We start from the raw sequence: 13,607 nt of genomic DNA on the forward strand, positions 1-13,607 counted from the left end.
CTCCCCGGGAGCAGGAAATGCGCGCCCTTGCATTATTTGCCGGCGTGTTGGTGGCTACGCCCTCGATGGCGACGGTGCAACTGGGCCCCTGTCCATTATTGGGACACAGATTCACGGTAGCGTTTCGCCGATACCTGATCGGCAAGGTTCGACCTCTCTCTGTCTTTCCGCCGCACAGCCTGAACCGGAAGTTCTAACCCAAAGGCGACCTTCGCCAGCCCATTTTGCTGCCCGATAGCCGACATTCGCGGCACAGCGCTGATGACCCGAAGCCGCCTTCCATCAATGCGGATTTTTCAAAATCTCCCGTTCGGGTTGGCCGAGGCCTCAGGCAGGATTTGAAGTGTCGCGGCCAAATGGGCGCCATTCAGACATTCCGGTACCATCGTTGTTCACGGGGCCTAGTATCCTACAGCGTCTGCGAACTCTGCCACAGCCAGATTGCGAGCGAGCCTGAACGCCCGCGGACCTGTGCTTGCACAGGTCCTCTTAGAGCACCAGATTTGAACAACTCGCAGTCGCGGCCGGCGACTTGCACCATTTTGTCGCTCACTGCGACTTCGGCATTTTGCTCGGCCGCGATCTCCATCAAGCGACTGGCGACGTTAACCGTATCACCAGTAGTCGCGATGTGCTGACGGCCTTTGCCACCGAGTCTCGACGCAACGATTGTTCCGTAATGCGCTCCGATCTTGAAGCCGAGCCTCGATGCAGTTGATGCGGGCAACGAGACGAGCCAGTTGTTGGTACGGCTGGAGAGCGCTGCGCAGCAGCGGGCAGCATTGAAGGCATCATCTGTCGCTGCTTCCGGTAGACCGAACAAGATCATGGCTCCGTCACCCATGAAATTCGTGACAACGCCACCACAGCTTGTCACCTCTTCGTCCACCAACGCATGGAACGTGTTCAAAAGTTCGCGTGTGGCGTTCGGCCCCAATGTTTCGCTCAGTCCGGTGAAACCGGACAGGTCAATGAATATGATGGCGGCGTCCCTCCGGACAGGTTCCAGGAGAAAGTCGCCATGCTTCGCGAGCCACCCCGCAAGGCCCGGGGCCTGAACTCGTTGAAGCAATTCGCTCTGCGTGGCGAAATACTGGGCCTGGTTCCTGCCCAACCAAAGCTGCGCGGCCCCGAACAAAATAGCTGGCGGAATGGCGGCGGCCATCGGCAACGCCGCGCTCAGCCAGATATGGTGTGAGAATGCGGTCATATTGAGCACGAACCAGATCACAACCACGCCGACGATCGCCGCAAGGCCGATGGCGTTGCGACGCCATGCCAACAGCCCCACAAGAACCACTGGCAGCACCACTGCAAAGCCGGCATCTGCAAGGCGAACGTACTGATCTCGCACTATGCCGTCGCCGGTCATCAGATGGGCAATGGCCGTCGACATGACCTCGACGCCTGGGAGCACGGGATCAAACGGTGTCGGGAAAACATCGCCGGTGCCGGTTGCAGTGGCACCGATCACAACAATTCGATCCCGAATAATGCCGCCATCGACTTGGCCCCCCAGAACCGTCGTGGCGCTGATCGTGCGGATCGTGCCGCGGGGGCCATAGAATGTCAGAGGAAGTATGTGACCAATGTCCGTCCGAATCCGCTGTCCACCCAGAGATAGATAGTCGGGCGCAATTCCCGGATCCTCTCCCACCGCCATGGCGGCAACGCGCAGGGAGAAAGACGCTTCCGTCCGATCTCCGGCCCGAAACAGCAACGGGACGAACCGAGGCGTTCCCGTCCAGTCGGTAACCACGTTCACGACGCCGACAGCGGCGATATCCGAGAACGCTTCCAGGGGCCACAGAAACCGCTTGGCATTCGGCACTCGGGCGAGAGGGCCATCGCCCTCGACTGCAATCGATTGTTTACCTCCCGAGTAGACCGCTGCAGCAGCGATTACGCTTGAAGTCCCACGAAGCGAACGCGCGAGCGCCTCATCATCATCTTTTTTCCCGGGATCGACCAGCAGCAGGTCGACCGCAATGGCTTTCGGCCCAAAGTGAGCTATCGTATCGACAATCCGGGCAAGCGTGGCGCGGCTGAGGGGATAGCGGCCGTCGTTTCGGACTGTTTCGTCGTCTATTGCGACAATGGTAATCAGCTCCGGCGGCTTTGCCGTTCCCCGAACAAGCGTTCGAAGATCCGTCATCGTTGCTTCGACGCGATCGAGGGACCACATGTTGCCGCGCCAGTGCGCAAAGCCAAGGCCGGCCCCCCAAAGACCCGCCAGAACGAGCGCAATCAGCGTCTGAAGCGCTCGCCCGCTCATTTAGCTTACTGACCGAAACGGGCCATCAAAGCCGAAACACGTGCGGTGGGCCAGCGCTTGACCGTCAGTGTGCCTGTTCCGGCTTCCACATCGACGCCTTCGCCCGGCCCGAGGACTACGCCAGCATTGGACGCCGGCCTTTGCACGGCGACGCGACCTTTGACGACGAAAACAGACGTCTTGCCACGGGCAACGTCGACTGCCCATTTTGTGCCTCGCACCGCGGCGATCGCCTGCGGGGTGACGACAGCGAAGCCACCCCGGACCCTGCCGGCTGGAGCATCGAGCAACAGCGCCTTGCGCCGTAATGTGACCGCATCGGCACTACCATTTCGATCACGGTCCACCAGTGCAAAACGAGCGCCATCTTCCGCAATGATGGTAAGGCCTTCCCGGCATCTCAGAATTTGTCGGGACGTACCTGCTACCAGTCGGAACGTACAGCCGGCGTTATTCGACTGCGCTGAAGCGGTATCCACCCAGAAGACACAGGCAAGCATGCATGCAATCAGGCTCCGGAGATATCGGCCACTTGCGCTCATGAACGTCTCCTTGCTTTTGCGAAAATCTGCGGCAAGAAAATCTTTGCATTGTCTTCTGCGGTCAGCTTGGCAGTATACTCATGCGTACGAACCGGCATTTGCAGCCGCGTTGCCCCTAAAGATAGCACGGTGCCGACCAGCGATCTTAACACGATAGCTTGCTCCAACACCAAATAAGGCGACATCAAGCCGTTTGAAGCGGCCGCGATGCGAATGTCGCGAACGTCACGCGGCGACGCTGCTGTTCGGCTCATCTGCCAGAACGAGCAGGTCGCGCCACTACCGGTCATTCGCAGCGCGCCTATTAGCTGACCTTCAGCCACTGGCCGGAGACGACCCGTACAAGACGGCAGTAGGTCAGTAGTGCGTGCCTCGAAGCGGACATTCCATATCGGCATATTACCTGATGATGCTCCTTCCTCATCCGCCGCATCGCCCGCCAGTCGCGAGTAACGGGACGGACTCTTGAAAGAGGTCGATACGGGTGAAAGATCACCTCACTTGGTTTGAGGCGGCTCATCATAGCAGATGTTGTAGAGGATTCGGCAACGCAGCTTCGTCATGTCCGGATAGTCATAGACACAGATCATCGACTTGAAAAACAGGTCGGTTTCACTGAATCCGTGCATCGCCTCTTCGTGCTGCATTGCTTGGTCGATGTTCGACTGAGGTATCATGGAGGCGAAAAGCTCGGCTTCCGGAAAGTCTTCAATCCTCTCGAACTTCTTGATCGAGTCGAGTTCGTTCATGACATGGAACATCTCGAAGGGCTTGTTCCCTTTGAAGATAACGTCGATCAAGCGTTCCGCCACCTCGTCGTAGGCGTCTTCTCCGCGACGTCGCAGATCGGCAATCATCTTCTCTCTGGTTCCGTCGAACCTGCGCCGGGCGATGTTTCTGCAGAGCTTGAGTTCATTTGCGATGGTCACGGAGAACTCGTCGCCTTGGCTCTTGTCCAGATAAGAGGCTTGCTCAAGGTCGTCGATCGCCTTGTCGAAACGGAGCTGCCACCTGTAAAGCTTGGCTCGATTGATGTGTGGAGAAGGGGTTCGGGTTTACCTCAAACGATCGCGTGTAGAGATCAAGGCGCATCAGCCGGGCACACCATGCCGGGAATGGCCAACATGGACATGTCGGGCATGGATGAAGCGCACAAGGCCAACATGGCGGCAATGATGAAGATGCATCCTGCCATGATGCAAGGCATGATGGCCAAAGACCCTGATGTCGCCTTCGCTTGCGGGATGATTGCGCATCACCAGGGCGCGATCGACATGGCCGAAGTCGAGCTGAAATACGGCGACAACGACGAATGCCAAGAAGATGGCTCAGACGATCATCGCCGCCCAGACCAAGGAAATCGGCGAGTTCAAGCAGTGGCTTGAGACGAACGCGAAGTGATCGTTAGGAGGCGCCGTAGCGCGCTCCTAGGATCGAAGAAAGGACACCCCCATGCATCACCTTAGCCCCGAAATGAAAAGCTGCATCGACGAATGCCTGCGCTGCTATTCCGTGTGCCTTTCGACCGCGATGGGCCACTGCCTGGAACTGGGCGGTCAACACACCGAAAAACAACACTTCACGTTGATGATGGCGTGCGCCGAGATCTGCCGGACATCGGCGCATTTCATGCTCATCGGTTCCGAGCACCACAAGCATACCTGCGGCGAATGCGCGGAGATCTGCAACGAATGCGCGGATGACTGCGAGCGTCTCGGTGACATGCAGGAATGCGTAGAGGCCTGCCGTCGCTGTGCAGAGAGCCGCCGGAAAATGGCGGCGTAGATCTCATCAGAGGGCGCCCGGTTCAGACCGCGCGCCCTCGCTACTGCGAATGTCATCTGAAGAACACGAACTTGACCAAGGCGGCGATTGCCAGCGCGACAAGGACGAGGAGGATGAAGCCTGCCAGGCCCATTCCCTACATTCCGCCCGACATCATCCGATCCATCATTTTTCGCCCTTATTCCGCGGCCAATTTCACCCGAAAGTCTGCTCTTGGCTCCTCGACCGCACTCCGGATCGGCAACCGCCAGCCCTTGACGATGCCGTAGACGGCGGGAATCACGACGAGCGTCAGGATCGTCGAAGAAATCATGCCGCCGATCATGGGGACGGCTATCCGTTGCATGACTTCCGATCCGGTTCCCGTGCTCCACAGGATTGGCAGGAGGCCCGCCATGATGGCGACGACGGTCATCATTTTCGGCCGCACGCGCTCGACGGCGCCGAACATGATCGCCTCGTTCAGGTCCATCTTGGTCAAACTCCGCTTCCCGGCCACACATCTGGCCTTCGCCTCGCTCCATGCGTTGTCCAGATAGATCAGCATGATGACCCCGGTTTCGGCGGCCACGCCGGCCAGCGCTATGAAGCCCACCGCGACCGCGACCGACATGTTGAAGCCCAGCCACCACATCATCCAAATGCCGCCGACGATTGCGAATGGCAGCGACAGCATGACGATCAGCGTCTCGGTCAGCGCCCGGAAGTTGAGGTAGAGCAGCAGGAAGATCAGCGCGAGCGTTAGTGGCACGACGATCTTCAGCCGTGCATGGGCACGTTCGAGATATTCGAACTGCCCGCTCCAGGCGACCAAATAACCTGGCGGCAGTTTTACTTCTGCGGCGACGGCCTGTTGCGCCTCGCCGACATAGCCGCCGAGATCACGGCCGGCGATGTCGACGAAGATGTAGACTGCAAGTTGTCCGTTCTCGGTGCGGATCGAGGTCGCGCCGCGCGTGAGTTCGACCTTGGCGACTTCCCCGAGGGGCACGAAGCCGCCGCCAGGCAGCGCGATCTGCACGTCGCGGGCGATTGCGCCGGGATCGCTTCTCAGCGCGCGCGGATAGCGGATAGCGACACCATAGCGTTCGCGGCCCTCGACCGTGGACGTGATGACCTTTGCGCCGAGCGCCATGGAGATCACATCCTGCACGTCGCCGACCGACAGCCCATAGCGGCCGAGGGCGGTCCGGTCGGGAACGATATCGAGATAGTAACCTCCGATCACCCGCTCGGCGTAGGCGCTGGACGTGCCGGGCACGGCCCTCAGTACCGCCTCGATCTGGCGCGCGACATTTTCCATTTGAGCGAGTTCGGTGCCGTAGACCTTGACCCCAACGGGCGTGCGTATGCCCGTCGACAGCATGTCGATGCGGGCGCGGATCGGCATGGTCCAGGCATTTGAAACACCTGGAAACTGCAGCGCGGCGTCCATCTCGGTTTTCAGACCTTCCGATGTGACTCCGGGCCGCCATTCTGATTTCGGTTTCAGGTTGATTATCGTTTCGAACATCTCGGTCGGCGCGGGGTCGGTCGCGGTCTGTGCCCGGCCCGCCTTGCCGAAGACAGACTCTACCTCAGGGAATGACTTGATGATCCGATCCTGCATCTGCATCAGTTCGGCGGCTTTCGTGACGGACAGGCCCGGCAGTGTCGTCGGCATGTACATTAACGTTCCTTCGTCGAGACTCGGCATGAACTCGCTGCCGAGCTGGCGCGCCGGCCAGACGGTCACAGCAAGGGCGGCAATCGCGAGCAGGATCGTGAACGTCTTTGCCCTCAGTACGCCGGCGATGATCGGCCGGTAGAGCCCGATAAGCAGCCTGTTGAGCGGATTTCTGTGCTCTGGCACGATGCGGCCGCGCACGAGCATCACCATCAGGGCGGGCACTAGCGTCACCGAGAGCAGCGCCGCCGCCGCCATGGCGAAGGTCTTGGTGAAGGCGAGCGGACCGAACAGGCGGCCTTCCTGGCTTTCCAGCGTGAAGATCGGCAGGAACGAGACGGTGATGATGAGCAGGCTGAAGAACAGCGCTGGCCCGACCTCAGCTGCAGCCTTGATCAAAACCTCGATGCGGGGTTTGCCCGGAGGCGCCCGTTCCAGGTGCTTGTGGGCGTTCTCGATCATGACGATCGCTGCATCGATCATCGCACCAATGGCGATCGCGATGCCGCCCAGACTCATGATGTTGGAGCCGAGGCCAAGCAGCTTCATAGCGGCAAAAGCCATCAGGATGCCGACGGGCAGCATGATGATGGCGACCAGTGCGCTCCTCACGTGAAGCAGGAACACGATGGTGACGAGGGCGACCACGATGCTCTCCTCCACCAGCGTCGACTTCAGAGTCTCGATCGCAGCCTCGATGAGCTTTGAACGATCGTAGACGGGAACAATCTCGGTGCCCTCGGGCAGGCTCCTTTCGATCTCGGCGAGACTCTCCTTCGCGTTTTCGATGACCGTCAGCGCGTTCGCGCCCACCCGCTGCAGCACGATGCCGCTCGCGACCTCGCCCTCGCCGTTCTGTTCGGCGATGCCACGGCGCTCGTCAGGCACGATCTCGACCTTGGCGACGTCGCCGAGCCTGAGCGGCACGCCGCTGACTGACTTCAACACGATGCTTTCGAGGTCGGACACACTCTTCAGGTAGCCACGTCCACGCACCATGAACTCGAACTCGGAGATCTCGACCGTGCGGCCGCCCGTGTCCATATTGCTGGTGCGGACCGCTTCGCCGATCTCCGAAAGCGTCACACCCTGGGCCCGCATTCGCGCCGGATCGACCACGATCGAGTATTGCTTGACGAAGCCGCCGACGCTCGCGACCTCGGACACGCCTTCCGCCTTCGAGACTGCGAAGCGCACGACCCAGTCCTGTAGGGAGCGGAGTTCCGCGAGCGACAATTCCTTGGCAACGACGGCGTATTGGTAAACCCAGCCGACGCCCGTCGCGTCCGGTCCGAGCGCCGGGGAGACGCCATCGGGCAGACGGCTGGCGGCCGCGTTCAGATATTCGAGCACTCGGCTCCGCGCCCAATAGGGATCGGTGCCGTCTTCGAAGATCACGTAGACGAAGGACACACCGAAGAAGGAGAAGCCCCTGACCACCTTGGATCTTGGAACGGTGAGCATTGAGGTTGTCAGCGGATAGGTGACTTGATCTTCGACCACCTGCGGGGCTTGGCCCGGATGATCGGTGAAGATGATTACCTGGACGTCGGAGAGATCCGGTATGGCGTCGAGCGGCAAGGTCCGGACCGCATAAATCCCTGCGGCAGCTGCGAGCGCCGTGGCAAAGAAGACAAGAACAAGATTGCGCGCCGACCAGGCGATGAGATTCGCGATCACGGCTGCGCCTCCGCAGGCGTCAGAGCGCTGAGGGCTGCTTTCAAATTGCTTTCGGCATCGATCAGGAAGTTCGCCGAGACGACGATGCGTTCGCCCTCGACGATGCCCTCCATGATTTCGGTCATGCGTTCGCCGCGCAGGCCGATCTTCACGTCGCGCGGCTCAAAGCGGCCTTCACCCTTGTCGACGATCACGATCTGGCGCGCGCCCGTGTCGATGACGGCACCGTCAGGGACCGTCACGACCGGCTCGGTCGCGCCGGTGGCGACCTCGACCTCGGCATACATGTTCGCCATTAGCAGCCGATCGGGATTGGGCAGCTCGATGCGCAGCCGCGCGGTGCGCGTCTGGCCCTGGATTTCGGGATAGATCAGGCTAACCGTGCCCTCGAACGCCTTGCCCGGCAGGCTGCGAATGCGCACAGCTGCCTTGTCCCCGACCCGAACCGAGCTCAACTCGTATTCCGGCACGTCCGCCACTACCCAAACGACGGAGACATCGGCGATCCGGAACAGCGTTTCTCCTGCGTTGGCCATCATCCCGTCGACGGCCATCCGTTCGAGGACGACGCCGCTTCGGGGGGCCGTCAGCGTGACCGATATCGGCACTTTCTTCGTCTTCTCGATTTCCTCGATCGCCTCGACCGGGACGGCGAGATTTTCGAGGCGTTGGAAACTTCCGGTGGCGGCTTTGCGTCCGCCACCGCTTTTCAGGTCAGCAGCGTAGAGCGCCCCGGCTGCGGCGATTTCTTTGGCATAAAAGCGCACGAGCGGCTGACCCTGCTCGACTACATCTCCTGTGGTGATGGCCGCCACCTCCTCGAGGAACGCCTCGGTGCGGATCGACACGACGCTGACGCGGCGTTCGTCCAGCGTGACTGTGCCGGGAACACGGACCGGGCGCACAATCGCGCCTTTGGTGGCAAGCGCTGTCTTCACGCCTGTGCGTTGCAGCTTCCCTGCCGACACCTTGACGGTCGACCCGTCATCCGCCTCGCCGTCGAAGACAGGGATGTAGTCCATCCCCATGGAGTCTTTCTTGGGTGTCTGCGAGGTGTCTGGCAGTCCCATAGGATTTCGGTAGTAAAGGATCTTCCGCTCGCTCGGCGCCACCGCTTCGCCGCCTGCTTTCATCTTGGGTCGAACCTCGAAGCTAACGTCTTCGCTCGCCAGGACCGCGACGAAATCCCGGCCATCTTCGGTGCGGTTTGGCGTCGACGAATAGGCGGGATCTCCGTCGGGATGGCGGTAGTAGATGACGGGACCAGAGGGAGTCGGATCGGCAGTCGCCGGCTTCGGTCCCGCGTCGAGCGGGCGCCCGATGGTCGTCTCAATCATTTGCACGACGTCCGAGACGGACAGATCTTGTTGTCCGGCCGAGTATCCGCCGGCGCCCGCCCCGGCCGCCAATACGGCGAGGGTCAGGAATGAGCCGAGCTTATTCATTGGACGGCCTTGAATTCCAGGCGGCGCTCGACCGTTTCGCTCTCGCCCTGGACCTTCGCAGCGATCGAGAAGCGCCAGCCTCCCGCCATGATGAGGTTGGTCTTGAAGCGATAAATGCCGGACTCCTCGGATGGCAGCACCTCGACGGGCGCCGCCATCGCCTCCATTCCATCCGGAGCCATGTCCATTCTGGTGGCGAATACGACAGCGTTGTTCACCGGAGCGCCTGTCCTCTTGTCGAGGAGCCTGACGGCGACGACTGCACCGTTCCCTTCCTTGATCTCGTTCTCGACGAGTTGGAATTCGTAGTCCTCGGGCGCGGCCTTGGCCGCTTGGGAAGCCGCGATGACGGATGCGAACGCAAGCGTCGCAGTGCGTGGGGAAAAATTCGATTTCATGTTTTCAAGATTCCGAATGTCATTGAGCTGTTGCGCACGGCATTGGCATGGCAGACACCATGCGACTCCGCCCGCGCAGCATTCGGCCGCACGGATTCCGGCGCTGGAAGCGCGTGTGACAGTCAGGCTTTGGGTGGTCTGGGCGGGGGTTTCCCGATAAGCGACGAAAGGACCGCTTCCCTGCCGTCGAGGAACTCCTCTCCGCTCGGGGCTTGGACGAGGAACGTCGGCGTTTCGGGAACCGGAACGCTGCCGAGGCCCGACACGCACAGGACCGCGAGCGGGCAATCCTTGCCGCAGTCCGGCACCATTGGCTTGCCGTCCGGGCAGCAGGGCATGTCGCCCTGCATGATGGATAAAGTCGACCCGGCAACAGCAGCGCTCGAAGACGAAGCTCCCAAAGGTGCAAAGGCCAGCCCAAACACGGCCAGCAACAAGAGCACCCTTCCGAAACCGAACGAATTCGTCATCGTTTACACTTTGGCATAGGCAGCCACCGCGCGATAGTGTCTCGGGTGTTTATGACCTTCTTGTGAAATCGCGCAAAAGCCATCGCCGCCAACGCTTCCACTCATGCTTTGATCACTTCGAGCCGATGCAAAGAAGAAGCGATTTCGTTCTTCACGATGCCTAATCGCCGCGGCAAAGACTTCATACGACCGCCTCAAGCGCTGCGCACGTCGAGGAATATCCGGCCTTTCTGGATGCCTCCGCCCACTCCGAAACGGAGATTCGATTCGAATATCGACGCGAGAGATGATAGTCTGGTTTTGGATCCTCGGGAGGAGGAGATGCGCGCCATTCCATTTTTTGCCGGCGTGTTGGTGGCTACGCCCTCGATGGCGGCGGAGCAACTGATCTTTTACACTGCCAATTTTCCAGATGCCACCTCGGTCCAGCTTAGCATCCTGAACAATAGCGTCTCGCGAGATGGGGACTATGACTTCGACGTCGCTATTGGCTTAGTCGAAACAGACGCGAACGGCGCCATCAGGTACGAAGATACCGGCAAGCATCGTGCACGCGTTCGCTGCAATTATCCGGCGTATGTGAGCGTGGGCGCGCGAAGATATCCTATAGAGATGCCTCTAAGCCGTTCCGCACCTGACGATTGGAAAGAGAATCTCTGGATAACATTCTGCGCGGCCCCCTCGTCATGATATCCGTGACGTGAGGTCACCGGATCATCCGATCTCCAACCAATCATAGCGGCTTATGCCCTTGATGCTGCCGATTAGGTTCTGACCTGACCGTCGCCGTAACAGGCCGCACACTTCGCGGCGCATCGTTCGGCCGTGAAGCGTTCCGGTCGGGATCCTGTGGTTGGTAACTTTGTATCTTTGACGCCTGCATCGGCAGCAGATGGACGTCGACGGTTTCAGATCGGCCCGGGACGGTTGCAGCCCTCAGCGTTTGCCACTCAGGCGTCCTCAAATGCCGCGGCAGTTTGCAGGCGAGTTCGTCCGAGATGACGATGCGGGCATCCGTCAGCTTACACATGGCCTGAAGCCGTGCGGCCAGATTCACTGAATCGCCAATTACTGTGTACTCACTATGCAGTTCTCCGGGTATGACGCCTCCGATCACGTGGCCGAAGTGAACGCCAATCCCGAAAGTTAGGGGATCCCCGCCGTCGCGCATCCTTTTCTCGCTCCATAGCTCGAGAAAGTTGGACAACTCGACCGCGCATTCGAAGGCCCGGAGCGCGGCGGTCGGGAGTGGCATAGGAAACCCGAACACAGCCATGACGCCATCGCCGATGAATTTATCCACGATCCCGTCACATCCCGATACGGCTTGCGTCACCCGCCGCCTATATTCGGTGAGGAGGATGGCAATCTCCTCAAGCGGCATCGTCTCGGCGAGTCCGGTGAAGCCTCGGATATCGACGAACAGTATTGCCGCCTCCTGACGGCGAAGGCCGAGATGTGCACCCCCCGTCGCCAGGCGCTCGGCCGTCTCGGGAGCAAAGAAGCGGGCCAAGTTCGCCCGCTCGCTCGAACTTGCGACCGCTTCTTGCACCAGCCGCTGGATGTCGAGTACCAAAACGATCTGGATCGCCGCGACGACGGTGAAAGCCGCAAGGCGAACTACCGCCGCCTGAACTTCCTCCCAAGAGACGCGGAAAATGGCCTCAAAACCGTCCTCCCAAACCGGCAACAAGGCGACGGCCAAGGAACCGAGAATGACAAGGATTGCAAAGGCGGCAACCGGCCCTGCGCGCATGCGCATGCTTGCGTGTGAAAGAAGCACGAACGCGATCACGAGGCTTGGCGTTGCCAGTGCATCGACCAAAGAGGAGGTGGGGTCAAGAAGATGCTCGGCGGTCAGATAGATGACAAGGGACGCGTCTACCGCGACATAGACCCAATTCAGCCACGGGCGGAACAACCTCGTTATCACCAGGCCCACAGCTACAAAGGTAATCGCGGCGTAGGCGCTCAGCAGGGTAACGTGAATCTCGTGATTAACGATGTCCGGTTCGAGCGCGACAGAGAGCGCGAACACGAACAAGGCCACGAAACGCCAGAGCGCGGTGCGTAGTTCGTTGCGCTGTTCGACCTCCGAAATAAGGCCGCCGATCTCGGTTCGAGCGCGATTGCTAGATGTCATCGGTATTCAGCTCGACTTCTCAATAGGTGAACCCATCGGCGCGGACCGCGTCCTTGGCTTCGGGGCCACAAACATTGGCCTCCAAATGGGCAGCAGGGATCATCGACCGTCCCAACAGACGATCGTGCCGCAGTTTGATTTCGCGGGATTTATCGGAGCATGTCCCGTCTGAAGCGCTTCATCTCGCGGCCAAGCTGCGAACTGATGATACGGCCCAGCACGTTCCGAATGCTTTCCGAAAGGCGAAAAGCACTTGTCCTCGGCTCCGACAGTGCGTCACCCGACGGCCAAAATGGATCTTAGCAGCCACGGGCGGCGCGGGCCGACGTTTCCGACGGCCCGCTACCGCACCTCGCCTACTTGATTTCCGTGACCGTAATGCGCCCTTTCACACGGTCCGCGACGAACTCTATCGCTTGACCTTCCTTGACTTTGTCGAGCATCGCATCATCGGCGACCACGAAAACCATTGTCATCGCCGGCATGCCGAGGTTCGTGAGTTCTTCGTGCTTGATCGTGATCTTCTTCTGTTTCGTGTCGACCTTGGTGACCTCGCCCTTGGTATATTCGGCAGCCAGGGTCGCGGTAGCAAATGCGAGCGCGATGGTCGCGGCGGCGGTGATTTTCACAAACGATTTCATTTCAGATATCCTTCTGTTTGCTCAGAGTTGACGAGAAATCAGGGAGCGACGACCTTGATGTCGCCCTTCATGCCTGACTCGTAGTGTCCGGGAATAAGGCAAGCGAACGCGAAATCGCCAGCGTTGGCGAACGTCCAGATGATCTCGCCAGACGCGCCCGGGGCAAGTCGGATTGAGTTCGGATCGGCATGTTCCATCTCTGGGAACTTCTCCATTACCGCCTTGTGTTCCATGACCGCGGCGTACTGATCCATGACGAACTCATGATCTCCTTCGCCCTTATTCACGAACTTTAGGCGGATCGTCTCGCCCTTCTTGACTTTCAACAGGGCTGGTTCAAAAACCATTGCCCCGTCGTCCTTTTCCGTCATGGTTATGTTAACCGTCCGTTTTGCTTGTGCTTTCTTGCCGGGCGTTCCGATTTCCATTGACGCGGCCTCACCGTGGCCGCCACTGTGATTTCCCCCGGCTAAAGCCGCGCCGGGAACGACTGCCATCATCATGGCCGCGATCATCATTCGTTTCATGCTGGTCTTTCTCTGTTTGTTGGGGTTTGAGACGG

The 13,607-nt window shown here is 59.9% G+C and carries 14 protein-coding genes; 3 read left to right on the top strand and 11 right to left on the bottom strand.

The features are described 5' to 3' along the window. Window positions 1–409 precede the first annotated feature (409 nt). From AC0L14_RS07760 to AC0L14_RS07775, 4 genes are all read right to left on the bottom strand, one after another. The gene (locus AC0L14_RS07760) at window positions 410–2,275 is read right to left on the bottom strand and encodes a CHASE2 domain-containing protein (RefSeq protein ID WP_473526745.1); all 1,866 of its coding nucleotides are present in this window, start codon (window positions 2,273–2,275) and stop codon (window positions 410–412) included. 5 nt (window positions 2,276–2,280) lie between these two features. Then, the gene (locus tag AC0L14_RS07765) at window positions 2,281–2,817 is read right to left on the bottom strand and encodes a FecR domain-containing protein (RefSeq protein ID WP_473526746.1); all 537 of its coding nucleotides are present in this window, start codon (window positions 2,815–2,817) and stop codon (window positions 2,281–2,283) included. After that, on the bottom strand, window positions 2,814–3,107 hold the full coding sequence (locus AC0L14_RS07770; RefSeq protein ID WP_473526747.1) for a hypothetical protein: 294 nt from the start codon (window positions 3,105–3,107) through the stop codon (window positions 2,814–2,816). Before AC0L14_RS07770 ends, AC0L14_RS07765 begins: the two co-directional genes overlap by 4 nt. 207 nt (window positions 3,108–3,314) lie before the next feature. Further along, window positions 3,315–3,746 (bottom strand): hypothetical protein, encoded by a 432-nt coding sequence (locus AC0L14_RS07775; protein ID WP_473749103.1) that lies wholly within the window; start codon window positions 3,744–3,746, stop codon window positions 3,315–3,317. 39 nt (window positions 3,747–3,785) lie between these two features. Between AC0L14_RS07775 and AC0L14_RS07780 the strand changes: the two genes are divergently transcribed. Both AC0L14_RS07780 and AC0L14_RS07785 read left to right on the top strand, forming a co-directional pair. Then, on the top strand, window positions 3,786–4,202 hold the full coding sequence (locus tag AC0L14_RS07780; protein ID WP_473749104.1) for a DUF305 domain-containing protein: 417 nt from the start codon (window positions 3,786–3,788) through the stop codon (window positions 4,200–4,202). Window positions 4,203–4,269: 67 nt separating this feature from the next. Next, a complete protein-coding gene (locus AC0L14_RS07785; protein WP_473749105.1) occupies window positions 4,270–4,602 on the top strand; it encodes a four-helix bundle copper-binding protein in 333 nt (110 codons plus the stop codon). A 178-nt stretch (window positions 4,603–4,780) separates the two neighbouring features. Here the strand turns inward: AC0L14_RS07785 and AC0L14_RS07790 are convergent, their stop codons facing one another. The 4 genes from AC0L14_RS07790 to AC0L14_RS07805 all read right to left on the bottom strand — a co-directional run bounded on the left by AC0L14_RS07790 (window position 4,781) and on the right by AC0L14_RS07805 (window position 10,228). Next, the gene (locus AC0L14_RS07790) at window positions 4,781–7,948 is read right to left on the bottom strand and encodes an efflux RND transporter permease subunit (protein WP_473749106.1); all 3,168 of its coding nucleotides are present in this window, start codon (window positions 7,946–7,948) and stop codon (window positions 4,781–4,783) included. After that, window positions 7,945–9,393, bottom strand: a complete 1,449-nt coding sequence (locus AC0L14_RS07795; RefSeq protein WP_473488341.1) for an efflux RND transporter periplasmic adaptor subunit — start codon at window positions 9,391–9,393, stop codon at window positions 7,945–7,947. The genes AC0L14_RS07790 and AC0L14_RS07795 overlap by 4 nt, the downstream gene beginning before the upstream one ends. After that, a complete protein-coding gene (locus tag AC0L14_RS07800) occupies window positions 9,390–9,791 on the bottom strand; it encodes a FixH family protein (protein ID WP_473749108.1) in 402 nt (133 codons plus the stop codon). The genes AC0L14_RS07795 and AC0L14_RS07800 overlap by 4 nt, the downstream gene beginning before the upstream one ends. Window positions 9,792–9,913: 122 nt before the next feature. Next, window positions 9,914–10,228 (bottom strand): hypothetical protein, encoded by a 315-nt coding sequence (locus tag AC0L14_RS07805; protein WP_258117008.1) that lies wholly within the window; start codon window positions 10,226–10,228, stop codon window positions 9,914–9,916. Between the two features lie 354 nt (window positions 10,229–10,582). Here AC0L14_RS07805 and AC0L14_RS07810 point away from each other — a divergent pair, with 354 nt between their 5' ends. Continuing rightward, window positions 10,583–10,951 carry a hypothetical protein gene (locus AC0L14_RS07810; protein ID WP_473526752.1) on the top strand — a complete coding sequence of 123 codons (369 nt, stop codon included), beginning with the start codon at window positions 10,583–10,585 and terminating at the stop codon, window positions 10,949–10,951. A gap of 43 nt (window positions 10,952–10,994) precedes the next feature. Here AC0L14_RS07810 and AC0L14_RS07815 read toward each other — a convergent pair whose 3' ends face one another. The 3 genes from AC0L14_RS07815 to AC0L14_RS07825 form a co-directional block, all read right to left on the bottom strand. Beyond that, window positions 10,995–12,404, bottom strand: a complete 1,410-nt coding sequence (locus AC0L14_RS07815; RefSeq protein WP_473749110.1) for an adenylate/guanylate cyclase domain-containing protein — start codon at window positions 12,402–12,404, stop codon at window positions 10,995–10,997. 356 nt (window positions 12,405–12,760) lie between these two features. Further along, a complete protein-coding gene (locus tag AC0L14_RS07820) occupies window positions 12,761–13,045 on the bottom strand; it encodes a copper-binding protein (protein ID WP_473488346.1) in 285 nt (94 codons plus the stop codon). A gap of 38 nt (window positions 13,046–13,083) precedes the next feature. Further along, window positions 13,084–13,572, bottom strand: coding sequence for a cupredoxin domain-containing protein (locus AC0L14_RS07825; RefSeq protein ID WP_473488347.1), 489 nt, complete (start codon window positions 13,570–13,572; stop codon window positions 13,084–13,086). Between the last annotated feature and the right edge of the window lie 35 nt (window positions 13,573–13,607).

It is taken from the genome of Mesorhizobium sp. WSM4841 (assembly GCF_055811515.1).